Consider the following 23254-nt stretch of genomic DNA (forward strand, 5'->3'; position numbering starts at 1 on the left):
GCTGGGCCACAGTGATGGTATTGCCGGCGCCGGTCACAGGACAACCGGCAATGATCGGGGCCCGTAGTGGTGGAAAGGCCTTGGCTGCGAAAGCAGGAGGGCCTGAAAGGAGAGTCCACCAGGGGCGGGGCGGAGCAGACCGATTAAACACCGCGCGCGGGACGCCTTGGGACTTGGCGGACTTGCGGTTATTCGGACTTCAGCATGCCTCGATGCTGCGAGGCGTCGAGGTCCGTGGGTCCTCAGGGCCCAAATGCGTCCCGCGCGCCCTCGGTATTCTTCCGGGCGTCGCGGAAACGGACTGCGCACTGCGGCTCACCCGGGGCCGACCAAAGAATACGGGCGATGACGCGCGTCAGGGCGACGGGCGCCGCCGCCATTGACAAAAGCTGTGGTCAGCCGCCGCCGGACGCCCCGAAACCCTTCAGGGACCAAGGATTCCGCGTTGCATCCAAGCCGCGTTTTTGGCTATATCCGCCCCGCTTCCGGTCGGGGTGAAGCGCCCTCGCAAAGCGGCCATCCTCGACGTCCCTGGCGCACGGGCGGGGACGTTTTTCCCGCCAGCCCAAAAAATTCGAGGTTTGACCCCCCATGACGACTTTGTGGTTGATCGTAGGCTGTGGCGTGCTGGCCATCGTTTACGGCATCTGGGCCACCCTTTCGGTGCTGCGCGCCGATCAGGGTTCCGCCCGCATGCAGGAGATTTCCGCCGCCGTGCGCGAAGGCGCGCAGGCTTACCTGAAGCGCCAGTACACGACCATCGGCATGGTCGGCGTGGTGATCTTCCTGATCATCGGCTTCACGCTCGGCTGGCTGGTCGCGATCGGCTTCGCCGTCGGCGCGTTCCTGTCCGGGCTCGCCGGCTTCATCGGCATGAACGTGTCGGTGCGCGCCAACGTCCGCACCGCGCAGGCCGCGACCAAGTCGCTCGCCGGCGGTCTCGACATCGCCTTCAAGGCGGGCGCGATCACGGGCATGCTCGTCGCCGGTCTCGCGCTCCTGGGCGTGACGCTCTATTTCGGCTTCCTCACCGGCACGCGTGGCATGGCGCCCGACAGCCGCACCGTCATCGACGCCATCGTCGCGCTCGGCTTCGGCGCTTCGCTGATTTCGATCTTCGCCCGTCTCGGCGGCGGCATCTTTACCAAGGGTGCGGACGTCGGCGGCGACCTCGTCGGCAAGGTCGAGGCCGGTATTCCGGAAGACGATCCGCGCAACCCGGCGACCATCGCCGACAACGTCGGCGACAACGTCGGCGACTGCGCCGGCATGGCGGCGGACCTGTTCGAGACCTATGCCGTGACCACCGTCGCGACCATGGTGCTGGCCGCTATCTTCTTCAAAGGCACGGCGCTCCTGCTGCCCATGATGATCCTGCCGCTCGCCATCGGCGGCGTCTGCATCATCACCTCGATCGTCGGCACCTTCTTCGTGAAGCTGCCGGCCTCGCAGTCGATCATGGGCGCCCTCTACCGCGGCCTGATCGTCACCGGCATCCTGTCGCTGATCGGCATTGCCGGCGTGATCGCCTATGCGCTGCCGCAGGGCTTCGCCACGGCGCTGGTGAGCGAAGGCAAGCACTACACCGGCATGACGCTGTTCGAGTGCGGCGTCGTCGGCCTCGTGGTCACCGGCCTGATCATCTGGATCACCGAATACTACACCGGCACGGACTATCGCCCGGTCAAGTCGATCGCGGCGGCCTCCGTCACCGGCCATGGCACCAACGTGATCCAGGGTCTCGCCATCTCGATGGAGTCGACCGCGGCCCCCGCGATCGTCATCATCGCCGGCATCCTGATCACCTATAACCTCGCAGGCCTGTTCGGCATCGCGATCGCGGTGACGACCATGCTGGCGCTGGCGGGGATGATCGTCGCGCTCGACGCCTTCGGCCCGGTCACCGACAATGCCGGCGGCATTGCCGAAATGGCCGGCCTGCCGAAGGACGTGCGCAAGGCGACCGACGCGCTCGACGCCGTCGGCAACACCACCAAGGCGATCACCAAGGGCTATGCCATCGGTTCGGCCGGCCTCGGCGCGCTGGTGCTGTTCGCGGCCTATAACCAGGACCTCCAGTACTTCATCAAGACCGGTTCCGGTTACTTCCAGGGCATTCAGCTCGATTTCTCGCTGAACAATCCCTACGTCGTCGTCGGCCTGTTGTTCGGCGGTCTGTTGCCCTACCTGTTCGCAGCCATGGGCATGACCGCCGTCGGTCGCGCCGCCGGTTCGATCGTCGAGGAAGTGCGCAAGCAGTTCCGCGAAGACCCGGGCATCATGAAGGGAACGTCGAAGCCCAACTACGCCCGGGCGGTCGACATCCTGACCAAAGCCGCGATCAAGGAAATGATCATCCCGTCGCTGCTGCCGGTGCTGTCGCCGATCGTCTGGTACTTCGTGATCTATGCGATCGCGGGTGGCGGCGCGGCGGGCAAGTCGGCGGGCTTCTCGGCCCTCGGCGCGATGCTGCTCGGCGTCATCGTCAACGGCCTGTTCGTCGCCATCTCGATGACCTCGGGCGGCGGCGCCTGGGACAACGCCAAGAAGTACATCGAGGACGGCCACTACGGCGGCAAGGGCTCTGACGCCCACAAGGCCGCGGTGACCGGCGACACCGTCGGCGATCCCTACAAGGACACGGCGGGCCCCGCCGTGAACCCGATGATCAAGATCACCAACATCGTTGCGCTCCTGCTGCTCGCCGTGCTCGCGCACTAGGCGACAGACTGCGACACAAAACGAAAGGGCCCGCAGCGATGCGGGCCCTTTTTCTTTGCAGCACGAATTGGTCGATCAGCCGCCGAACGGATTGAAGCCGACATTCTTGAAGATGCCGCGCAGGTAGTTGAGCTCGTTGCCGCCGGTCTCGGTCTTGCCGGAGACGAAGTCGAAGATCTTGCCGTCCTTGAGGCCGTAATTGGCCAACCGCACGACCTTCTTGTCCTTGTTGAAATAAACGCCGACGACGCGCTGGTCGACGACCTCGTAGGGCATGAAGGCGGCCGAGCGCTCCGACTTCTGCGAGATGTAATAGAACACGTCGCCGTTGATGGTGGCGACGGTGGAGGGCGTGCCGAGCACGATCAGCACCTGCTCCTGGCTGGCGCCGATCGGGATCTGCTCCAGCGCGCCCGCCGGCAGCACGTAGCCGCGCGCCAGCGTCTCGCGGGTGTTGAGCCCGCCGCAGCCGCCGAGCGCAACGGCGCCGGTCAGCACGAGCGCGACGGTGAGCACGGCGCGGCGATGTCGATTGATGCTTGAACCCAAACCCGGCACCCTCATTTTACGGCTTGCATCGGCATGCCTCATGACGTAACCGCGCGGCAACGCGCGATCAGCCCTGGAACCCGCAACGCCGATGATTCTCCCCCTGTTTCGCCGCAACCGGCCGCCGGACACCATTTCTAGCCTGTATGGCACCATCGTGGCGCAGGCGCGAAGGCCGGTCTTCTACCGCGATTATGCCGTGGCCGATACCATAAATGGCCGGTTCGACCTGCTTCTGCTGCACGTGGCGCTGGTCGTGTCCCGGCTGATGCAGGAGGAGGCGACCAGGCCGGCCGGGCAGTTGCTGTTCGACCGTTTCTGCCTCGACATGGACGATAACCTGCGTGAGATCGGCATCAGCGACATCGCGGTACCCAAGCACATGAAGCGGGTCGGGGAGGCGTTCTACGGCCGCGCCCAGGCCTACGAGGCGGCGCTGGCCGCGGGCGACGATCGCCTGCTCGGCGAAGCGCTCGCGCGCAACATCTACGGCGGCCAGCCGCCCGAACCGGCTGTGGTGGCGCGCCTGGCCGCCTATATGCGGACCATGGCGGCGGCCCTGGCGGCCGAGCCGGCCGAGGCGGTGGCGGGTGGGACGGTGGACCTGCCGGATCCGACGGCCGCGGCGCTGGTTGAGCCGGCCTGAACAAGAGACTGAACCGAATGGATAAAGCCATCAATGCCTGGTCCGTCCCGGTGGCCCTGGGGGACGTTCCCGAGGCGGGACTTCATGTGAAACTTGAGGCGTCGCCGGCGGTCCGCGCCGCTTTGGCGCCGGCCGCGGCCTTGCGCGACCTGCCGGAACTCACCGCGGTCTTCGACGTCACCCGGCGCGGCGCCGGCCTGCGGGTCCTCGGCCACGTCAAGGCGCGGGTCGGCCAGACCTGCGTCGTCACGCTCGAGCCGATCGACAACGTCATCGACGAGAAGGTCGAGCTCCTGTTTTCCCCCGACGCACCGGTCGTGCCGGAGGGCGGCGACCCGACACATCATCAGACGGTCGCTCACACCGCCGACGAAGACGAGCCGCCGGAGCCGCTGGTTGGCGGCGCCATCGATCTCGGCGCCATTGCCGCCGAATTCCTGATGCTCGCCATCGACCCCTATCCGCGCAAACCGGGTGCGGAATTCGCCGCGCCGCCGCGCGATAGCGAAACGGAACATCCCTTTGCGGCGCTCGCCGCGCTGAAGAAACCGTCGGGTGGCGGCGCCCGGTAGCGGCTGCCGGCAGCGCCATGACACCGCAGGACAACCGGCTTGTCTGCGGCGGCGCAGCCGCTATGGTCGCGCCGTGAGCAGATTCCCCCGATCCGGGTTGCCGGAAGTCGCGCCGACAAGGCCTGTGCATGCCCGATAAGGTCCGTATCGCGCTCGATGTCATGGGCGGCGATCATGGCGCACCGGTCGTGCTGCCGGGCGCCGATATCTCGCTCACCCGTCATCCGGACATCGAGTTCCTGCTGTTCGGGGACAGCACCGTTGTCCAGCCCGTGCTCGATAGGCTGCCGCGGCTGAAGGCGGCCTCGCGCCTCGTCCACACCGACGTCGCCATCCGCATGGACGACAAGCCGAGCCAGGCGCTGCGCTACGGCCGCTGGAAGTCGTCGATGTGGCTCGCGCTCGACGCGGTGAAGAAAGGCGAGGCCGACGTCGCCGTCTCCGCCGGCAACACCGGCGCGCTGATGGCCATGTCGCGCTTCAACCTGAAGATGCTCCCCGGCATCGATCGCCCGGCCATCGCCGCCATCTGGCCGACGCTCAAGGGCGAGTCCGTCGTTCTCGACGTCGGCGCCTCGATCGGCGCCGACGAGGCCCACCTCATCAACCTCGCCGCCATGGGCAGCGCCATGGCGCGGGTGCTGTTCGACATCGAGCGGCCGACCGTCGGACTCCTCAACATCGGCGTCGAGGAGGTCAAGGGCCTCGAGCAGGTGCGCGAGGCCGGCCGCATCCTGCGCGAGACGCGCTTCCCCGATTTCGCGTATCACGGCTTCGTCGAGGGCGACGACATCGGCAAGGGCGTGGTCGACGTGGTCGTTACCGAGGGATTTGCCGGCAACATCGCCCTCAAGACGGCGGAGGGCACTGCGCATCAATTTGCCAGCTACCTCCGCGCCGCCATGAATCGGACCTGGGCGTCGCGGCTCGGTTATCTGCTGGCGGTGCAGGCCTTCAATGCCTTGCGCGAGAAGCTGGACCCGCGCAAATCAAACGGCGGCGTCTTCCTCGGCTTGAACGGCATCGTCATCAAGAGTCACGGCGGATCGGATGCCGAAGGCACCGCGTCCGCGATCGATATGGGTTACGATATGGTTCGGTACGAATTGCTCGCCAAGATAGGCCACGCCATGGCGGGCGACATCCACACGGCGACGGAGAAACTGGCGAGCGGAGCGGGCTCGTGAGCGTGTTGCGTTCGGTTGTTCTCGGTTGCGGCAGCTATCTCCCGAACCGGATCGTCAGCAATGACGAATTGGCGCGTTCGGTCGACACGACCGACGAGTGGATCGTGCAGCGGACCGGCATCCGCGAGCGGCATGTCGCCGCCGCGGGCGAGGTGACCTCCGATCTCGCCATCCACGCCGCCAGGGCCGCGCTGGCGCACGCGCATGTCGATGCCGACAGCATCGATCTCATCGTGCTCGGCACCTCGACGCCGGACCAGACCTTCCCGGCGACCGCGGTAACGGTGCAGGCCGCGCTCGGCATCACCGGCGGCGTCGCCTTCGACCTGCAGGCGGTGTGCTCGGGCTTCGTCTTCGCGCTGTCGGTCGCGGATGCGATGCTGCGCTCCGGCACGCACAAGCGCGCGCTGGTGATCGGCGCCGAGACCTTTTCGCGCATCCTCGACTGGAACGACCGCACCACCTGCGTGCTGTTCGGCGACGGCGCCGGCGCGGTGGTGCTGGAGGCGCAGGAGCAGGCGGGCACGTCCGCCGATCGCGGCATCCTGACCACGCATCTGCGCTCCGACGGTCGCCACCGGGCCAAGCTCTACGTCGATGGCGGCGTGTCCTCGACCCAGACGACGGGGCATCTGCGCATGGAAGGCCGCGAGGTGTTCAAGCACGCGGTGGCCATGATCACCGACGTGATCGAGGACGCCTTCAAGGCGACCGGCACGAGCGCCGCCGACATCGACTGGTTCGTTCCGCACCAGGCGAACAAGCGCATTATCGATGGCTCCGCCCACAAACTCGGTATTGCGCCGGACAAAGTGGTGATCACCGTCGACCGTCATGGCAACACCTCGGCCGCCTCGATCCCGCTGGCGCTCGCCGATGCGGTCGCGGACCGGCGCATCAAGCGTGGCAACCTGATCCTGCTTGAGGCGATGGGCGGCGGCTTCACCTGGGGGTCGGTGCTGCTCCGCTGGTAGGTCGAAGATTGGTCATCCGGGGGCACGGTCGTGCCGTACCGGGACACCAAAACGGCGCCCTCGAATCGAGAATGGCCGGTTGACCGGTCGGGATCATGCCAATATCCTGATAATTCAACGGCATATCTCGCCGGGGGGCTGAGACCTGCGATGACTGGTAAGACAGTAACGCGCGCCGATCTTTGTGAAGCGGTCTACCAGAAGGTGGGACTCTCGCGCACCGAATCTGCTTCGCTTGTTGAGCTCGTGCTCAAGGAGATCACCGACTGCCTCGAGCGCGGCGAGACCGTAAAGCTATCGTCCTTCGGCTCCTTCGTGGTTCGCAAGAAAGGTCAAAGGATTGGCCGCAACCCGAAGACCGGAAAGGAAGTTCCGATCTCGCCGCGGCGCGTGATGGTGTTCAAGCCGTCGGCGATCCTCAAGCAGCGCATCAACGGCCACGACGTCGCCGACGAGCCCGCGTAACGTAGCGTCCAGTATCCGCGTCAGACCCGTTTTTGAGGGAGTGACCGCCTTGGACGAAAAGGCTCCCGACGCCTTCCGCACGATCAGCGAAGCCGCCGAAGAACTCGACCTGCCGCAGCACGTCCTGCGGTTCTGGGAAAGCCGCTTCCGCGAGATCAAGCCGATGAAACGCGGCGGCGGCCGCCGTTTCTACCGGCCCGACGACCTCGATCTCCTGCGCGGTATCCGTCATCTTCTGTACGGCGAGGGCTACACCATCCGCGGCGTGCAGCGGATCCTGCGCGAGCAGGGCATCAGGTTTGTGCAGGTGGTCTGGCAGGAAGGCGCCGTCCAGCCGCCACATGGCGCAGCGGAGGAGGAGGACCTCGTCGACGAGGCGGCCGAGGCCGAGGTCGAGGAGGCCGACGAGGACAACCGCGGGTTCGGCAGCCGCCTCGGCGCGCTGATCGGCCGCGACCTTTCCGAGCGCGACGAGATCGAGCCGCGCCGCGAGCCGCCGATGACCGCCGCACCGATGCCGCGGCTGACGAACAGCGACCGCGCGGTCCACGCGGCCATCGAGCCTGAACTTGAAGAGGACGATGAGGGGCCGGTGCCCGTTAAAGCGGCAGCGCCAGCCGCGCGGCCCAGCCTCGGCGCCGACGATCTGGCGAAGCTGCGCGATGTCCTCTCCGCGCTCACCGAATGCCGGCAGTTGATCGACGCCGCGGTGGCAAGGCCGGACTGAGGATAGGTATTCCCTGACGTGTAGCGTCATTCGCCGGCTGCGGTAGACTGGTCCTGCCCGATCAGGCGGCCGGGGGTCCATGCGGCGCATTCTTGCGATAGCCATTGTCGCGACCGCGATCGGCCTCTGCGCCGTCGCGCCGGCGGCGGCGCAATTTGCAGGCGGCGGTGGCGGTGGCGGTGGTGGCGGGGGCGGGGGCGGGGGCAACGGCCCGACGCCGGTCCAAACGGTCACCCGCGCAACCGCAATCACCCCGCTCGGCTGGTACGTCATGGGCGGCATCGCCTGCGCCGCCGTGTCGCCGATGATCGGCACCGTTGTGCTCGGGCGCGAGATGACGGCCGCCGAAGTCGGCCGCTCGACGCTCAACTGTTTCCTCGGTCCCGTCGGCTGGATCGTCGGGCCGGCGCTGTTTCCCGACGTGCCCGTCGTGAGCAACACACCGCCGCCGCGCCCGCCGCGCCGTGGCACGACGCCGCCATCGGGTCGGGGCGGCAGCGTCAACATTCCGCCGCCGGGCGAGACGCGCTTCGTCCCGAACGAAGTGCTGGTCGAGATCGATGCAAGCGTCTCGCCGCGCAGGTTGGCCACGATCACGCAGCGGCTGCAGCTGACGCAGCTCGAGGTGCAGCGCTTCACGCTGACCGCGCGCACGCTGACGCGCTTCCGCATCGGCGGCAATCTTACGGTGCGCCAGACCTTGCAGCGGTTGGCGCTTTATCGCGGCATCGGCGCCGCGCAGCCGAACTGGCTCTATCGCTTCGGCCAGGCGCAGGCCGCGCCCCCCGACACCGGCGCGCAATACGTGGTCGGCAAGCTGCATCTCATCGAGGCGCACCGCATCAGCAATGGTGACGACGTCACCATCGCGCTGATCGACTCGCGCGTCGACGTCGCGCATCCCGATCTCGCCGGCGTCGTCGCCGCGCAGTACGACGCGGTCGCCGGCACGAGCGCGCCGCATCCGCACGGCACCGCGATGGCCGGCGCCATTGCCGCGCATGCCAAACTGATGGGCGTCGCGCCGAAGGTGCGGCTGCTCGCCATCCGCGCCTTCGCCGGCGAGGGCGACAGCGCCCAGGGCACGACCTTCAGCATCCTCAAGGCGCTCGACTGGGCGGCGAGTCGCGACGCGCGCATCGTCAATATGAGCTTCGCCGGTCCGGCCGATGCGATGCTGCACGACATGATCCGCAAGGCGCATGCGCGCGGCATGGTGCTGATCGCCGCGGTCGGCAATGCCGGGCCGAAGTCGCCGCCGCTCTATCCGGCGGCCGACCGCGAGGTGATCGGCATCACCGCGACCGACGCCGACGACCACCTTCTGCCGCAGGCCAATCGCGGACCGCAGGTCGCGGTGGCGGCGCCGGGGGTCGACATTCTGGCCGTCGCGCCGGGCGGGCAATACGAGATGACCTCGGGCACCTCGGTCGCGACCGCGCACGTGACCGGCGTCGCCGCGCTGCTGCTGGCGCGCAATGCCCGGCTCACGCCGGACGCGCTGCGCCGTGCGCTCGTCCATGCGGCGCGCAAGGTGCCCGGCGGCGCGCGCGAGGTAGGCGCGGGTGTGGTCGACGCACTGCGTGCGGTGGAAGAGACGGGCCGCTAGCGCGAGCCCGCGCATTGGCCCGGTCGGCCTCGCGTGATAGCAATCGACGATGTCAATCGAGGGCATCATGGCCGATCCCGATCCGCTCATCGTCGAAACGCCGTCCGAGGCCGTCCGGCTGTTACGGCTGAACCGGCCGGAGCGGCGCAACGCGCTGAATGTACCTCTGCGCAAGCGCATCGCCGAGGAGGTCACGCTGGCGATCGCCGACCCCAAGATTCGCGCCATCGTGCTCACCGGCAACGAGCAGGCCTTCGCCGCCGGCGCCGACATCGGCGAGATGGCCGACGCCGGGCCGATCGAGCTGATGATCCGCAACGTGCAGCAGTATTACCGCGTCGTGGCCGAGTGCCCGAAGCCGGTGATCGTCGCGATCGAGGGCTTCGCGCTCGGCGGCGGCCTCGAGCTCGCGCTCTGTGCCGACGTGATCGTCGCCGCCGACGGCGCCAGGCTCGGCCTGCCGGAAGTGAAGATCGGCATCCTGCCTGGCGGCGGCGGCACACAACGCCTGGCGCGGCTCGTCGGCCGCGCCCGCGCGATGCCGCTGTTGATGACCGGCCGCATGGTCGGCGCGCAGGAGGCCTTCGCCATGGGCCTCGTCAGCGAGATGACGCCGAAGGGCGAAGCGCTGACGCGCGCGCTCGCCGTCGCCGAGGAGATCGCATCGATGCCGCCGATCTCGGTCATGCAGATCAAGGAGATCGTCAACGAAGGCCTTAATGCGCCGCTCGACACCGCGCTGATGCTCGAGCGCAAGGCCTATCTGCTGCAATATGCGACAGCCGATCAGAAGGAGGGCATGCGCGCCTTCCTCGATAAGCGCAAACCGAAATACGAAGGCCGGTAATGACGGAAAAGCTGCTGGCGCCCGACCTCGTCGTGGCGGTGTTCGGGGCCGGCACGATGGGGCGCGGCATCGCGCAGGTCTGCGCGCAGGCCGGGATCAGGACATTGTTGTCCGACACGCGCGAGGGCGCGGTGAAGGAAGCGCTCGGCGCGATCGACAGGGCGCTGGAAGGCCAGGTGGCCAAGGGCCGCATGACGGCGGAGGCAAGGCGCAACACGCTCGCCAACCTCGTCGAGATCAAGTCCTACGATGAGGCGGCTGAAGCTGGCCTCGTCATCGAGGCCATCGTCGAACTGGCCGAGCCGAAGCGGGCGCTCTTCCGCGAAATGGAGAAGCGCATCGCGCCCGACGCGGTGCTCGCTACCAACACCTCGTCGTTGTCGGTCACCGAGATCGCCGCCGGCTGCGAGCGGCCAGCGCGCGTCGCCGGGCTGCACTTCTTCAATCCGCCGCCGTTGATGCGCCTCGTCGAGGTGATCGGCGGCCTGCGCACCGAGCCGAAGCTGGTCGAGACGCTGACGCAGTTCGTCCGCCGCATCGGCAAGCACCCGGTGGTGGCGACCGACACGCCGGGCTTCGTCGTCAATCATGCCGGCCGCGCCTACGGGCCGGAGGCGCTGCGCATCGTCTCGCAAGGCATCGCCTCGCCGCGCGAGGTCGACGTGCTGATGAAGGAGGCGGCCGGCTTCCGCATGGGGCCGTTCGAATTGCTCGACCTTGTCGGCGGCGACGTCACGCATGCGGTGATGGTCAGCATTTTCAACCAGTATTTCGGCGAGCCGATGTACCAGCCGTCGGCGCAGATGACGGTGCGCGTCGCCGGCGGCCTGCTCGGGCGCAAGAGCAAGCAGGGCTTCTACAGTTACGATGGTGCCGACGCGACAACGCCGCCGACCGTCGCGGTGCCGGAGCAACCGAAGCCGGCCGCCGCCTGGGTCGCTGACGAGGAGGGCGGCGCCGAGCTGGCGCTATGGCTCGACACGGCCGGCGTGAAGGTGACGCTCGGCGGCGCGCCCGCAAGCGATGCGCTCTGCTTCGTCACGCCGCTCGGCGAAGACGCCACCGGCGCGGCGGTGCGGCTCGGTCTCGATCCGACGCGCACCGTCGCCGTCGACATGCTCGGCCGCTTTGCCGGCCGCCGCACGCTGATGAAGAACCCGCTCACTGCGCCGGACGTGCTCGGCGCAGCGGTGGCGGCGCTGTCCGACGGCCCGCCCGTCACGGTCATCAACGACAGCGCCGGCTTCGTCGTGCAGCGGCTGCTGGCGATGATCGTCAATATCGGCACGCGCATCGCCGAGTTGCGCATCGCTGCGCCGGCCGACATCGACGTCGCGGTCGAGCTCGGGCTGAATTATCCGAAGGGGCCGCTGGCGCTCGGCGATAGGCTCGGGCCCGCGCGGGTGCTCGCCGTGCTCGACGGCATGCAGGCGGTGACGCACGATCCGAAATACCGCGCCACCACCTGGCTGCGCCGCCGTGCCCGTCTCGGCGTTTCCTTGCTGACACCCGACTGAGCGCAAACGAACGAGCCCGCCGCGGAGGCGGCGAGCCCGTCGCGTTGCTTCTCGCTTCGCTCAGTAGAGTTCGTCGACCACGGTGTTCGAGCCGGGCTCGACCACCAGCATGCGGTCGCCGACCATCGTGTAGTCGTAGCCGCGCAGGCCGGGGGCCTCGTACACCACCTGCTGCGGCATCGCGTAGACCGGCACCGAGGCCGGCAGCGCCGCGCCGACGCGATAGTCGATACGTTCGGTCACGGTGCGCCGCGCCGGTCGCTCGTAGCGGATCGTGCGCAGCACGTCATGGCGCTGCCGCGTCGTCAGGCGCACCTGCGTCGTGACGTGGCGACGGATGATGCGGCGCTCGGGCGCCGGCTGGACGATCGTCTCGCGGCGGACCTCCGGCGTCACGATCTGCTCTTCCTCAACCGGCACCTGTTCGACCACGACGCCGGGGCCGGGCGCCGGCACGACATAGGCCGGTGCCGGCGCGATGTAAGCCGGGGCGGGGGCCACGGCGACCGGCGGCGCGACGTAATCGGGGTCGGTCGTGATCACGGTCTGCGCGCTGGCCGCCGTACCGGCAAGCAGGGCGGTACCAAGCGCCGCGAGGCGAAGCGTGTTGGTCATGTTGGTCCTCCTTCCATGAACCGGCCCTGTGAGGGCCAATCTCCGGAAAGCGAACGTCCGTTTGCGCGGGTCCGTTCCTGCGCGGCGGTTCCCGCGGCGGGGTCATATTGCGGCGACAGGACGACCGGAATGCGAAGATCGAACGCGCGGAAATACCGTCCGCGCGCGATGAAACACGCTGTTGCACGTGCCGGGACCCGTCCCTATAGTCCGCGCCGTTCCGGTCGGGGCGTGGCGCAGCCCGGTTAGCGCGCTTGTCTGGGGGACAAGAGGTCGTGGGTTCGAATCCCGCCGCCCCGACCAGAAAATTGGCCCGCCGGTCTGACCTGCCTACTTCGGCTCGATCCCGGCCGCCTTCGCGACCGCCTTGTTGCGCTTCAGTTCCTCGCCGACATAGGCCTGAAACTGCGCCGGCGTCATGCTGGCCATCGGGTCGCCGCCGATCGCGGCCATGGCCTTCTTGAAGTCCTCGGAGGCCTTGATCGCATCCACTTCTTTCGCAAGCGACGCGACGATCGGCTCCGGTGTGTGCGCCGGTGCGAAGATGCCGACCCAGAAATCGAAGTCCGATCCAGAATAGCCCGCTTCAACCGTCGTCGGCACATCAGGCAGCACGGACGATCGCCTGGTGCTGGTCACGGCGAGCGCGTCGACCTTTCCCGCCTTGATGAGCGCCTGCGCGGCGGTCAGCGGCGAAAAATAGAAGCCGAGACGTCCGGCCATGACTTCCGCCAATGCTTCGGGCGTGCCGCGATAGGGGACGGCTTGTCCCTTGAAGCCGGCGGACAGCAGCAACTTCTCCGTCGTGAAGTGCGCCGCCGAACCATAGCCGTTGGTGCCGTAGGTGATCGGGGCGGCGTCGGCCTTGGCTCTCGTCACGAGGTCGGCCAGCGATTTGTATTTGACGTGCTGCGTGACGAGCACGAGCGGCGTTTCCACCACGGGCGCGACGGCGGCAAAGTTCTTGTCGACGTTGTAGCTCAGATTGGCCACGGTCGTCGGCGTCGTCGTCAGCGCCGCGGAATCGAACAGGATCGTGTAGCCGTCCGCCGGCGCCCGCGCGACCACGGCGGCGCCCAATGTCGTACCCGCGCCCGGCCGGTTCTCCACCACAAACGGCTGGCCGAATTTCTTTTCCAGGCGCTGCGACACCGCGCGCGCGACGATGTCGATCGCGCTTCCGCCGGTGATGGGCACGATCACATGCACGGGTCTGGTCGGCCAATTCTCGGCACGAGCGGCATTGTTGAGGCTCGTGATGGCCATTGCGGCCACGAGCAGCGCGGCACAGTTCTTCATCATATTCTCCCCAGTTATCGTTCTAGACAGCAGCGGCGGGCAGAGGCGGGCGACCGAGGATCATGTCCGCCGCCTTCTCGGCGATCATGATGATCGGCGCATTGGTGGCGCCGCCGATGAGGTCGGGCATGACGGAGCCATCGACGACGCGCAGACCTCTGGTGCCGATCACCTTGAGTTCGCTGTCGACGACGCTGCCCGGGTCATCCGGCAGTCCCATGCGGCACGTTCCGACCGGGTGATGCACGGTGCCCATCGTCGCTCGCACATGAGCGTCCAAATCCGCGTCGCTCTGCCGTTGAGCGCCAGGCGCCATTTCGCCGGCGACGAAATCCTTCAGCGCCGGTTGAGCGGCCAGTTCGCGCACCATGCGCAGGCCGTCGCGCATGACTTTCCATTCGTGTTGCGTACCGAAGAAGTTCTGGTGAATACGCACGGCATCACGCGGATCGGCCGAAGCAAGCTCGACCTTGCCGCGGCTCGTGGGGCGCATTGGCATGATCCGGCAGGAGAAGCTGTCGGCCGGGGCAGGGACGACCGGCGAGAAGTAAGGTTTCGCCGTCGTCGTCGGTCCCATCCAGAACAGGAGCTGGATATCGGGTACAGGCTCGGAGGGGTTCGTCTTGAGGAACGCCGTGATACCGAAGGGCAGCTCGGAGGCGAAACCGCTGCCGAAGAAATAGGACTGCGCCAGTGCGAAGCCGACCCGGTCCACACGCAAATTCCTGACGAAGGGGCCGGGCGTCTTGCGGCGGAAGGTGATTGCCGCCGACGTGTGATCGAGAAGACCATCGCCGACCGCCGAAAGCGCGACCTGCGGCTTTATGCCGAGGCGCCGGAGCGCCTCGGGTTCGCCGATTCCGGACAGCATCAGGAGCTGCGGTGAATTGATCGAGCCGCCGGCGAGGATGACCTCACGCGCCGCGCGCGCCGATCGTTTGGTGCCGTGCTGGAGATATTCGACCCCCACGGCCTGCCCATTATCGAGTAGAACGCGCGTGGCAAGAGCCTGTGTCTGCACCGTCAGGTTTGGACGCCTGAGCGCCGGGTGCAGGTAAGCCGCCGCGGCGCTCCAGCGCTTGCCCTTCTTGAGGGTCATCTGGATACGGGCGAAGCCCTCCTGGACCGCGCCGTTGTAGTCGTCGGTGTAGCCGTAGCCGGCGTCGGCGCCCGCCTTGAGAAACGCCTCGCAAAGCGGATCCTGAAACCGCGTGAACTGGGTGTTCAACGGACCGGCGTTGCCGCGGTACGTGTTGGCCCCGCCTTCCCAGGTTTCCTGACGCTTAAAGTAGGGCAGGACATGCCGATACGACCAATCGGGCAAACCGTTCGCGGCCCAGCGGTCGTAATCGGCGCGATGACCGTGATAGTAGGCCATCGCGTTGATCGACGAGGAGCCGCCGATGACCTTGCCGCGCGCGCATTCGATTCTGCGGTTGGCCATCGTGGCCGACGGCTCGGCAAAATACATCCAGTCGTGCAGGCGGCGTTGAAGGATTCGTCCCCACCCGAGCGGAATATGGATCCACGGGTCACGATCCCAACCTCCCGCTTCGAGCACCAGAACCTTGAGGCTGCGATCTTCAGCCAACCGGGCGGCAAGTGTGCATCCTGCCGATCCGGCGCCGACGATGATGTAATCGTACGATCCGTCGGCACTCATTCCATTTTCGAGCACGTCAGTTCGACTCCCGGCGAACGCCGCCGCCGCTTTCTCGTGATGGGTTGTCTTTAGCCCCGGCGCCGTTCAAGCGGCGCTGGGATTTTCGCGGGGGATCGACTCAGTCCGCCAGCGGCACGCCGCGCGTTTCCGGTCCGAACCAGATCGCCACCAGCCCGATGACGAAGAACACCGCCGTCGACATCGCGGCCGCCGGGAACGAGCCGAACGTGCCGACCAGGAAGCCGCCGATCAGCGGGCCGATCGCGGTGAGCGAACGCGCCGCATTCCAGCAGAATCCCTGGCCGCTGGCGCGCACGCGCGTCGGGAACAGCTCGGGCAGATAGGCCGCGAAGGTGCCGAAGCCGCCGATGGTGAAGTAGCCGTACACGACCATGAACGGCACCAGGGTGTGCAGGTCGCGGATCATCGTGAACATGTACCAGGCCGACAGCAACGACCCGAGGCAGAACAGAAAATATGACGCGCGCCGGCCGATCGCGTCGGTGAGATAGATCAGCGACAGATAGCCAAGTGTGCCGCCGACCATCATCAGCATGAAGGCGTAGCTGATCGTGTGCACGCCATCGAGCGGGGTGCCGCCGGACGCATGCACCATCTGCTGGATCCAGCTCGGCATCAGCGTCAACCCGCCCCAACTGCCGATCATCATCGAGGTCGAGATGAGCACGCCGACGATGGTGTTGCGGCGCAGGTCGGGCGCGAAGATGCGCGCGAACGTCTGGCCCATGGTCATGCGCGCGACTTCTGCGTCCTGGCGCACCTGAATCCAGCGCTCCGGCTCGGGAACGAACCAGCGGACGCCGAGCGCGATCACCGCGGGGAGGGCACCGGCGGCCAGCACCCAGCGCCAGCTGATCGGCCCCAGGATGAGATTGTCGAGCGCGGCGGCGAAAAAGCCGAAGGCAAAGGCCATCTGCATGACCTGCATCGCGCGCGCGCGATGCTTCTCCGGCCAGCTTTCGGCGAGCAGCGCCGCACCCGCCGACCATTCGCCGCCGATGCCGAAGCCGGCGATCGCCTGCAGGATCGCGAGTTGCTGCCAGCTCTGCGCCAGGCCGCTCAGGCCGGTAAACACCGCGTAGATGACGATCGTGATCACCATGCAGCGCGTGCGACCAATGCGGTCGGCGAACACGCCGAAGAGAATACCGCCCAATCCCCAGCAGAAGAGCTTGATGCCGACGATGTAGCCGCCGACCTGCGCAATCGCCGCGGGATTGGCCGATTTGATCAGGCTGCCGACGCTGGGGAAGAGCACCAGCGTGAACAGGTTCAAGTCCATGCTGTCGAACATCCAGCCGAGGAAGGCCGAAAACAGCGCGAGCCATTGGTAGCTCGCGATCGTTGGACTCTGGACCTTCGCGGTCGTTCCGATTGCGCTCATGTTTGCTCCCTGACGCCGCGTGCGCGGCGTTCGTTCTTTTAATTCTTCTCGCTGCTGCCAATCGTGCTCTGCAGGAGACGCGTGGCGCACATGCATCGGCGTCCGCGCTCTTGACAGTCCCACGGACATGCTTTCCAATCAACAGAAAGAAATTCCGATGAACGGAATTAGCAAAGGGACGAGCGCCGCCGCCGTGATTGTGATTTCAGCCTGCCCCAGCGCGCCGATGCGCCCAGCGGTGCGCTTGCGCGCCATGGACGCAATCGTCTCTTGCGCCACGGCGGGCTTACGCGGCGCGCCGCGGTGTCCGAGTTCAATTGGAGAACGGTTTCGATGAGCCAGGCTGTCGATCTTGCAGTGCACCACGACCTTGCGAATGCCGAGCCGCGCTTCGTCGCGCCGGCGCTCGTCGAATCCGGCGCGGCCGGCGCGCCGCGGCTGATCGGCGGGCGGTGCGCGAAATGCGGCGCGCTCAGCTTTCCGCGGGCGGCCGTGTGCACCGAATGCATGTCGGAGGAGATCGAGAAAACCGAGCTCGCCGGCACCGGGCGCGTCTATTCCTACTCGATGGTGCACCAGGCGCCGAAAGGCTGGAGCGTTCCTTACGCGCTCGGATACGTCGATCTCACCGACAAGGTGCGCGTGCTCGCCCACATCGACGTGCCGGAGAGCGCGCTCGCGATCGACATGCCGGTTCGCCTGTCGGTCGGTCGCGTCGGCACCGGTCCGGCCGGCGAGCCGCTGATGAGCTACACCTTCGTTCAGGCCTGAGGAACATCCATGCGCGACGTATTCGTCATCGGAACGGGCCTGATCCCGTTCGGCAAATATCCGGACAAGACCCTGGCTGAGATCGGCTGGCCGGCCGTCAAGGAAGCCATTGTCGAGTCGGGGGTGCCGCCGAAGTCGATTGAGGCGGTCTATTGCGGCACCGCGCTCGGCGGCATGTTGGCGGGCCAGCGCGTCATGAAGTCGCTCGGCATCACCGGCATGTCCATCATCAATATCGAGAACGCCTGCTCGTCGAGTTCGTCGGCGCTGGCCGAGGCGTGGACCTCGGTCGCCAGCGGACGCCACGATGTGGTCGTCGTGATCGGCGTCGAGAAGCTCACCAAGTTCGGCGGCGGCACGCTGCCGCTCGAACGCGAGGATTGGGAAGTCAACCAGGGCATGGTGATGCCCGCGCTCTACGCGATGCGCGCGCGGCGCTACATGCACGACTACGGCCTGACAGCGCGCCAGCTCGGCGAAGTCTCGGTGAAGGCGCACGAGCATGGCGCTCTCAATCCGAATGCGCAGATCAGGAAGCGCGTCACCATCGACGAGGTGATGGCCTCGCGCCCGGTGGCCGATCCGTTCACGCTCTGGCACTGCTGCCCGACCGGGGACGGTGCCGCCGCGCTCGTCATCGCCAGCGCGGACGTGGCGCGCAAGCAGAAGGCGCAGCCGGTCCGCGTCGCCGCCTCGGAGGTGACATCCGGCATCTATACCAACGGCTATCGCGACATGACCTGGGCCGAGCTCACCGCGCGCGGCGCCAAGCACGCCTACGAGATGGCCGGCGTCGGGCCGAAGGACATCGACGTCGCGGAAATCCATGACGCCTTCACCATCGCGGAGTTGATGTATTACGAAGCGTTCGGCTTCTGCGAACGGGGCGGCGCTTACGGATTGCTGTCGAGCGGAGCGACCTCGCTCGGCGGTGACATCGTCGTCAATCCGTCGGGCGGCCTGTTGTCGCGCGGTCATCCGGTCGGTGCGACCGGCGCGGCGCAGGCGGTGGAGATCGTGCGGCAGCTCGAAGGGCGCGCCGGCAAGCATCAGGTCGAGGGAGCGAAGGTCGGGCTGGCGCACGCGACCGGCGGCGGCATCGCCGGTCTCGATCACGGCGCCTGCTCGATTCACGTCTTCGCGCGATGAAAGCGGCCCCCTTCACCTATCACGCGCCGCGGTCGATCGACGAGGCCGCCGGGCTTTTGGCCAGCCTCGAGAACGCCAAGGTTCTCGCCGGCGGCCAGTCGCTCGTCGCGATGATGAACTTCCGTTACGTGATCGCCGATCACCTCGTCGACCTCGCGCGCGTCGAAGGGCTCGCCGGCATCAAGGTTGCGAACGGCGTGATGCGCATCGGCGCTATGACGCGCCAGCGCGAGCTTGAGTTCTCCGCCGATGTCGAACGGCTCTGTCCGCTGATGAAGGCCGCGCTGCTCAATGTCGGCCATCGCCAGACGCGCAATCGCGGCACCATCGGCGGCAGCCTGGCCCATGCTGATCCGGCGGCCGAACTGCCCGCCGTCTGCGCCGCACACGACGCGTTGATCGAGATCACGGGCAGGCGCGGCACGCGCAAGGTGCCGTTCGCCGAATTTTCGCTCGGCTTCATGACCACCGCGGTCGAGCCGGACGAGTTCATCAGCTCCATCGAGATCCCGCTCTGGCCGGAAGGGCACGGCGCCGGATTCCGCGAATACGCCCGGCGGCACGGCGATTTCGCCATCGTCGGCGCGGCGGCGCTTGTCGCACTCGGACCGGACAAGGCGGTGCAGCGTGCGTCCCTCACATTGTGCGGCGTCGGCACCGGGCCGGTGCGGCTCCATGAGAGCGAGAAGCTGCTGACCGGCCGTCGGCTCGACCGTGCGGCGGCGACCGAGGCCGCCAAGGCTGCGCGCACCGTCGAAGCGATGAGCGATGTGCATGCGACGGCCGACTACCGCCGTCATCTCGCCGGTGTGTTGATCTTCCGGGCGCTGCGCGATGCCGCCGCGCGCTTCGGCATAGAAATCTAGGACACTGCATGGACAAACGTTCCGTATCGTTGCGCGTGAATGGCCGCCAGTATGAGCGCGAGGTTGAGCCGCGCCTGAGCCTGGCCGATTTCCTGCGGCACGAGCTCGACCTCACCGGCACGCATCTGGGCTGCGAGCACGGCGTCTGCGGTGCCTGCACAGTGCTGATCGACGGCCGTACCGCGCGCTCGTGTCTGACCTTTGCCGTGCAGGTAGACGGCTGCGAGGTCACGACCGTGGAGTCGCTCGCCAGTCCCGACGGAGCGCTCAACGTCCTGCAGCAGGCGATGCGCGAGAAGCACGGACTGCAATGCGGGTTCTGCACGCCGGGCGTGCTGATGACGCTGACGGAACTGCTCAACGATAATCCGGACCCGACCGAGGACGACGTCCGCACGGTGCTGACCGGGAATCTCTGCCGCTGCACCGGCTACAGCGGAATGGTCGAGGCCGCTTTGGAAGCGAGCCGCCGCATGCGCGAACAGCGGGGGAATTGATGGGCGCTCAGCAATTCGGCGCCCGCGTGGCGCGGGTGGAAGATCCGGCGCTGCTCAGCGGGCGCGGGCGCTTCGTCGATGACGTGAAGCTGCCGGGCATGCTGCACGCCTGCTTCGTGCGCTCGCCGCACGGCCACGCGCGCATCCGCGGTATCGATGCCGCGGCGGCGAAGGCGCTGCCCGGCGTGCATGCGGTGTTCACGGCCGACGATATGCCGGCGCCGATGGCGGCCGAGCGCATGCCCATGCTGGTCCCGAACCCGGCGATTTCAGCCGCGCTGACGCAGCATTGCCTCGCGCGCGAGGAGGTCTGCTACGTCGGGCAGACCGTGGCGGTGGTGATCGCCGACAGCCGGCATATAGCCGAGGATGCCGCCGCGCTGGTGGACGTCGACTACGACCCGCTGAAGGCCGTGAGCGACTGCCGCGAAGCGCTGAAGGACGGCTCGCCGCGCGCGCACTTGGCGCTCGACACCAACATCGCCTCCAAATTCCGCATGGCCTACGGCGACGTCGACGCGGCCTTCGCCTCCGCTGCCCACGTCTTCAGCGAGGACATCTGGCAGCATCGCGGCGGCGGTATGGCCATGGAAGCGCGGGCGGTGATCGCGCAGCCGGATCCGCTGAGCGGGTTGCTGACGGTGTGGTCGGCGACGCAGACGCCCCATATCGGCCGGCGCATGATGGCCGATCTGCTCGACCGCAGCCTGGAGTCGATTCGCGTCATTGCGCCCGACGTCGGTGGCGGCTTCGGCCCGAAGGCCATCTTCTACGCCGAGGAGGCGGTCATCCCGGCGGCGGCCTTGAAGCTCAATCGGCCGGTGAAATGGACCGAAGATCGGCGCGAGCACTTCATGTGCGCCACGCAGGAGCGCGATCAGTACTGGAACGTCTCGATCGCCCTCGACGCGTACGGCAAGATCGTCGGCGTGCGCGGCACATTGCTGCACGACACCGGCGCCTTCGTCCCCTGGGGCATTATCATGCCCTACATCGCCGCCGCGACGATGCCCGGCCCTTACGTCATCCCGAACTATGCACTCGACGTCACCGTCGCGCTGACCAACAAGGTCGCGACCACGCCGGTGCGCGGCGCCGGGCGGCCGCAGGCCGTGTTCGCGATGGAGCGGCTGATGGACCGCGCCGCGCAGGAACTGGAGCTCGATCCGACCGAAATCCGCCGGCGCAATTTCATCCAGCCCGAGCAGATGCCTTACTCCGTCGGGCTCACGTTCCGCGACGGCAAGCCGCTGGTCTACGACAGCGGCGATTATCCGAAGGCGCAAAGCGAAGCCTTGCGCCTGATCGATCATGCCGCCTTCCGAAGGCGGCAGAGCAAGGCACGGACCGAAGGCCGCTTCATCGGCATCGGGCTCGCCAACTACGTCGAGGGCACCGGGCTCGGGCCGTATGAAGGCGTGACGGTTCGCATTCTTCCGAACGGCAAGGTTGCCGTCGCCACCGGCGCCACCAACCAGGGCCAGGGCACCCGCACCACTTTGGCGCAGGTCGTCGCCGATCGCCTCGGTTGCCGCTTCGACGACATCGTCATGACGATCGGCGATACCGCGGCCATTTCGCAGGGCATCGGCGCGTTCGCCAGCCGGCAGGCGGTCAATGCCGGCTCGTCGGCGGCGCTGGCCGGCGCCGAGGTGCGCACGCAGGTCGTCAAACTCGCGGCGCAGGTGCTCGGCGTGCCGGCGGACGACATCGACGTCGAGGACGGCATGGCCGTCGCCCGGCACGGAAACCGCCAGTCGGTCAGTTTCCGCGATCTGGCGCGGCTGGCGCAGGGCATGCCCGGCTTCTCGCTCGCGCCGGGGCAGACACCCGGGCTCGAGCACACCGCCTATTTCGCGCCGCCGCAGGCGGCCTACTGCTCGGGCACGCATGTGGTGGAAGTCGAGGTCGATCCGATGATCGGCTCGGTGCAGATCATCGACTACGCCGTGGCGCACGACAGCGGTAAGATCATCAACCCGCTCATCGTCGACGGCCAGATCCAGGGCGGCGTTGCGCACGGCATCGGCAACGCGTTGCTCGAATGGATGCGCTACGACGAGAACGCGCAGCCGCTCACCACGACCTTCGCCGATTATCTCATTCCCATGGCGACCGACGTGCCGACCTGCAAGATCGCGCATGTCGAGAGCCCGAGCCCGCTCAATCCGCTCGGCGTCAAGGGCGCGGGCGAGGGCGGCACCATCCCGGCCGCCGCGGCAATCGTCGCCGCCGTCGAGGATGCGCTTGCCGAGTTCGGCGTGCACTTCGCCGAATGTCCGTTGATGCCGGACCGCATCGTCGAGGCGCTGCGCCGCGCGGGCGCCTACGAGAAGCTGGGCGAAGTCGCATGAAACACGGCAACAGCGGCGAAGCGCTCGGGACCGTGCATCGCGTCATCGAGATCCTGCGGCTCTTCGGCGAGAAGGGCGAACTGACGCTGAAGGAGATGTCGCTGGCGCTCGCGCTCGCACCGAGCACCTGTCACCGGCTGCTCGAACTGCTCGGACGCGAGGGCTTCATCGAGCAGGACATGGTCAACCGGCGCTACCGGATTGGCCGCGAGTTCTTCCGCGTCTCGGGCCTCGTGCAGAGCAAGCACGACGTTCGCCGGCTGGCGCGGCCGTTCCTCGAGAAGATGGTCGAGGTCTGCGACGAGACCGCCGTGTTCAGCATCTACGTCCCTTCGGAAGGCAAGATCTTCTTTGCCGAGAAGGTCGATTCCAGCATGATGCTGCGCTACCAGCTGCCGATGAACACGCCGGTGTCCGCGCTGTGGGGCGCGAGCGGCCGCTCCATCCTTGCCTTTCTCGACCGCGCCGCGATCGACCGCATCTACACGGCGGAAGGCACGGCGCCCGGCTCCGGCGAGCCGCTGCCCGCGCGGCGCGCACTGGAGACCGAGCTCGGCAATATCCGCCAGCGCGGCTACGACATCACATACGGACAAAAGGTCTCGGGCGCCGTCGGCATCGGCGCGCCGGTGTTCGGCGCCGACGGCAAGGTGTTGGGAAGCGTCTGCATCACCGTGCCGAAGACGCGCATCGCCGCCAAGGACAGGCCGCGTCTCGGCGATCTGGTGCGCAGCACCGCCGCCGAATTGTCCGCCGCGCTTGGCGCATCGCCGATGCGCCTCGTGCGCGCCACTGCATAAGGTTCGGGTTGAGGAGTAAGA

At 67.4% G+C, this 23254-nt stretch carries 21 protein-coding genes and 1 tRNA gene; 17 read left to right on the plus strand and 5 right to left on the minus strand.

Annotation, left to right across the window (positions count from 1 at the left end; all coding sequences use genetic code 11):
• Window positions 1-591 precede the first annotated feature (591 nt).
• Window positions 592-2721 (plus strand): sodium-translocating pyrophosphatase, encoded by a 2130-nt coding sequence (locus VGV41_RS16915; RefSeq protein WP_326865118.1) that lies wholly within the window; start codon window positions 592-594, stop codon window positions 2719-2721.
• A gap of 75 nt (window positions 2722-2796) precedes the next feature.
• Here VGV41_RS16915 and VGV41_RS16920 read toward each other — a convergent pair whose 3' ends face one another.
• Window positions 2797-3285 carry an outer membrane protein assembly factor BamE gene (locus tag VGV41_RS16920; RefSeq protein ID WP_414705139.1) on the minus strand — a complete coding sequence of 163 codons (489 nt, stop codon included), beginning with the start codon at window positions 3283-3285 and terminating at the stop codon, window positions 2797-2799.
• Between the two features lie 76 nt (window positions 3286-3361).
• Between VGV41_RS16920 and VGV41_RS16925 the strand changes: the two genes are divergently transcribed.
• From VGV41_RS16925 to VGV41_RS16965, 9 genes are all read left to right on the plus strand, one after another.
• A complete protein-coding gene (locus VGV41_RS16925; RefSeq protein ID WP_326865119.1) occupies window positions 3362-3916 on the plus strand; it encodes a ubiquinol-cytochrome C chaperone family protein in 555 nt (184 codons plus the stop codon).
• 17 nt (window positions 3917-3933) lie between these two features.
• Window positions 3934-4488 (plus strand): DUF177 domain-containing protein, encoded by a 555-nt coding sequence (locus VGV41_RS16930; RefSeq protein WP_326865120.1) that lies wholly within the window; start codon window positions 3934-3936, stop codon window positions 4486-4488.
• A gap of 128 nt (window positions 4489-4616) precedes the next feature.
• Window positions 4617-5675, plus strand: a complete 1059-nt coding sequence (gene plsX, locus VGV41_RS16935) for a phosphate acyltransferase PlsX (RefSeq protein ID WP_326865121.1) — start codon at window positions 4617-4619, stop codon at window positions 5673-5675.
• Complete coding sequence (locus VGV41_RS16940) at window positions 5672-6649, plus strand: beta-ketoacyl-ACP synthase III (protein ID WP_326865122.1); 978 nt, start codon at window positions 5672-5674, stop codon at window positions 6647-6649. Before plsX ends, VGV41_RS16940 begins: the two co-directional genes overlap by 4 nt.
• 150 nt (window positions 6650-6799) lie before the next feature.
• The gene (locus VGV41_RS16945) at window positions 6800-7114 is read left to right on the plus strand and encodes an integration host factor subunit alpha (protein WP_326865124.1); all 315 of its coding nucleotides are present in this window, start codon (window positions 6800-6802) and stop codon (window positions 7112-7114) included.
• A 49-nt stretch (window positions 7115-7163) separates the two neighbouring features.
• The gene (locus VGV41_RS16950; RefSeq protein WP_414705140.1) at window positions 7164-7841 is read left to right on the plus strand and encodes a MerR family transcriptional regulator; all 678 of its coding nucleotides are present in this window, start codon (window positions 7164-7166) and stop codon (window positions 7839-7841) included.
• A gap of 79 nt (window positions 7842-7920) precedes the next feature.
• Complete coding sequence (locus VGV41_RS16955) at window positions 7921-9450, plus strand: S8 family serine peptidase (protein WP_326865126.1); 1530 nt, start codon at window positions 7921-7923, stop codon at window positions 9448-9450.
• A gap of 49 nt (window positions 9451-9499) precedes the next feature.
• Window positions 9500-10297 (plus strand): enoyl-CoA hydratase-related protein, encoded by a 798-nt coding sequence (locus VGV41_RS16960; RefSeq protein WP_326865127.1) that lies wholly within the window; start codon window positions 9500-9502, stop codon window positions 10295-10297.
• Window positions 10297-11814 (plus strand): 3-hydroxyacyl-CoA dehydrogenase, encoded by a 1518-nt coding sequence (locus VGV41_RS16965; protein WP_326865128.1) that lies wholly within the window; start codon window positions 10297-10299, stop codon window positions 11812-11814. Before VGV41_RS16960 ends, VGV41_RS16965 begins: the two co-directional genes overlap by 1 nt.
• A 60-nt stretch (window positions 11815-11874) precedes the next feature.
• Here the strand turns inward: VGV41_RS16965 and VGV41_RS16970 are convergent, their stop codons facing one another.
• Entirely contained in the window at window positions 11875-12429 is a 555-nt protein-coding gene (locus tag VGV41_RS16970; protein ID WP_326865129.1) for a DUF1236 domain-containing protein, read from the minus strand.
• A gap of 225 nt (window positions 12430-12654) precedes the next feature.
• Here VGV41_RS16970 and VGV41_RS16975 point away from each other — a divergent pair.
• Window positions 12655-12732: transfer RNA gene (locus VGV41_RS16975), tRNA-Pro, on the plus strand.
• A 27-nt stretch (window positions 12733-12759) separates the two neighbouring features.
• Here VGV41_RS16975 and VGV41_RS16980 read toward each other — a convergent pair.
• The 3 genes from VGV41_RS16980 to VGV41_RS16990 form a co-directional block, all read right to left on the minus strand.
• The gene (locus tag VGV41_RS16980; protein ID WP_326865130.1) at window positions 12760-13728 is read right to left on the minus strand and encodes a Bug family tripartite tricarboxylate transporter substrate binding protein; all 969 of its coding nucleotides are present in this window, start codon (window positions 13726-13728) and stop codon (window positions 12760-12762) included.
• Window positions 13729-13750: 22 nt separating this feature from the next.
• On the minus strand, window positions 13751-15391 hold the full coding sequence (locus tag VGV41_RS16985) for a choline dehydrogenase (RefSeq protein WP_326865131.1): 1641 nt from the start codon (window positions 15389-15391) through the stop codon (window positions 13751-13753).
• A 118-nt stretch (window positions 15392-15509) separates the two neighbouring features.
• Entirely contained in the window at window positions 15510-16796 is a 1287-nt protein-coding gene (locus VGV41_RS16990; RefSeq protein WP_326865132.1) for an MFS transporter, read from the minus strand.
• A 333-nt stretch (window positions 16797-17129) separates the two neighbouring features.
• Between VGV41_RS16990 and VGV41_RS16995 the strand changes: the two genes are divergently transcribed.
• Genes VGV41_RS16995 through VGV41_RS17020 form a run of 6 tightly spaced genes read left to right on the plus strand, consistent with a single transcriptional unit; the run spans window position 17130 to window position 23233 of the window.
• Window positions 17130-17567, plus strand: coding sequence for a Zn-ribbon domain-containing OB-fold protein (locus VGV41_RS16995; RefSeq protein ID WP_326865133.1), 438 nt, complete (start codon window positions 17130-17132; stop codon window positions 17565-17567).
• A 9-nt stretch (window positions 17568-17576) separates the two neighbouring features.
• On the plus strand, window positions 17577-18716 hold the full coding sequence (locus tag VGV41_RS17000; protein WP_326865134.1) for a thiolase family protein: 1140 nt from the start codon (window positions 17577-17579) through the stop codon (window positions 18714-18716).
• Window positions 18713-19582 carry a xanthine dehydrogenase family protein subunit M gene (locus VGV41_RS17005; RefSeq protein WP_326865135.1) on the plus strand — a complete coding sequence of 290 codons (870 nt, stop codon included), beginning with the start codon at window positions 18713-18715 and terminating at the stop codon, window positions 19580-19582. Before VGV41_RS17000 ends, VGV41_RS17005 begins: the two co-directional genes overlap by 4 nt.
• Window positions 19583-19590: 8 nt before the next feature.
• On the plus strand, window positions 19591-20079 hold the full coding sequence (locus VGV41_RS17010; RefSeq protein ID WP_326865136.1) for a (2Fe-2S)-binding protein: 489 nt from the start codon (window positions 19591-19593) through the stop codon (window positions 20077-20079).
• A complete protein-coding gene (locus tag VGV41_RS17015; protein WP_326865137.1) occupies window positions 20079-22433 on the plus strand; it encodes a xanthine dehydrogenase family protein molybdopterin-binding subunit in 2355 nt (784 codons plus the stop codon). The genes VGV41_RS17010 and VGV41_RS17015 overlap by 1 nt, the downstream gene beginning before the upstream one ends.
• Window positions 22430-23233: an IclR family transcriptional regulator gene (locus VGV41_RS17020; protein ID WP_326865138.1), complete on the plus strand. Its 804-nt coding sequence runs from the start codon at window positions 22430-22432 to the stop codon at window positions 23231-23233. Before VGV41_RS17015 ends, VGV41_RS17020 begins: the two co-directional genes overlap by 4 nt.
• Window positions 23234-23254 lie beyond the last annotated feature (21 nt).

This window comes from Pseudolabrys sp. (assembly GCF_035943735.1).
GTDB lineage: Bacteria > Pseudomonadota > Alphaproteobacteria > Rhizobiales > Xanthobacteraceae > Pseudolabrys.

Coding starts and splice junctions, on each gene's coding strand:
- VGV41_RS16970 (WP_326865129.1), bottom strand. CDS start 12,429: ATGACCAACACGCTTCGCCTCGCGGCGCTTGGTACCGCCCTGCTTGCC.
- VGV41_RS16965 (WP_326865128.1), top strand. CDS start 10,297: ATGACGGAAAAGCTGCTGGCGCCCGACCTCGTCGTGGCGGTGTTCGGG.
- VGV41_RS16985 (WP_326865131.1), bottom strand. CDS start 15,391: ATGAGTGCCGACGGATCGTACGATTACATCATCGTCGGCGCCGGATCG.
- VGV41_RS16945 (WP_326865124.1), top strand. CDS start 6,800: ATGACTGGTAAGACAGTAACGCGCGCCGATCTTTGTGAAGCGGTCTAC.
- VGV41_RS16930 (WP_326865120.1), top strand. CDS start 3,934: ATGGATAAAGCCATCAATGCCTGGTCCGTCCCGGTGGCCCTGGGGGAC.
- VGV41_RS17010 (WP_326865136.1), top strand. CDS start 19,591: ATGGACAAACGTTCCGTATCGTTGCGCGTGAATGGCCGCCAGTATGAG.
- plsX (WP_326865121.1), top strand. CDS start 4,617: ATGCCCGATAAGGTCCGTATCGCGCTCGATGTCATGGGCGGCGATCAT.
- VGV41_RS16920 (WP_414705139.1), bottom strand. CDS start 3,285: ATGAGGGTGCCGGGTTTGGGTTCAAGCATCAATCGACATCGCCGCGCC.
- VGV41_RS17000 (WP_326865134.1), top strand. CDS start 17,577: ATGCGCGACGTATTCGTCATCGGAACGGGCCTGATCCCGTTCGGCAAA.
- VGV41_RS16990 (WP_326865132.1), bottom strand. CDS start 16,796: ATGAGCGCAATCGGAACGACCGCGAAGGTCCAGAGTCCAACGATCGCG.
- VGV41_RS17020 (WP_326865138.1), top strand. CDS start 22,430: ATGAAACACGGCAACAGCGGCGAAGCGCTCGGGACCGTGCATCGCGTC.
- VGV41_RS17005 (WP_326865135.1), top strand. CDS start 18,713: ATGAAAGCGGCCCCCTTCACCTATCACGCGCCGCGGTCGATCGACGAG.
- VGV41_RS16915 (WP_326865118.1), top strand. CDS start 592: ATGACGACTTTGTGGTTGATCGTAGGCTGTGGCGTGCTGGCCATCGTT.
- VGV41_RS17015 (WP_326865137.1), top strand. CDS start 20,079: ATGGGCGCTCAGCAATTCGGCGCCCGCGTGGCGCGGGTGGAAGATCCG.
- VGV41_RS16955 (WP_326865126.1), top strand. CDS start 7,921: ATGCGGCGCATTCTTGCGATAGCCATTGTCGCGACCGCGATCGGCCTC.
- VGV41_RS16980 (WP_326865130.1), bottom strand. CDS start 13,728: ATGAAGAACTGTGCCGCGCTGCTCGTGGCCGCAATGGCCATCACGAGC.
- VGV41_RS16960 (WP_326865127.1), top strand. CDS start 9,500: ATGTCAATCGAGGGCATCATGGCCGATCCCGATCCGCTCATCGTCGAA.
- VGV41_RS16925 (WP_326865119.1), top strand. CDS start 3,362: ATGATTCTCCCCCTGTTTCGCCGCAACCGGCCGCCGGACACCATTTCT.
- VGV41_RS16995 (WP_326865133.1), top strand. CDS start 17,130: ATGAGCCAGGCTGTCGATCTTGCAGTGCACCACGACCTTGCGAATGCC.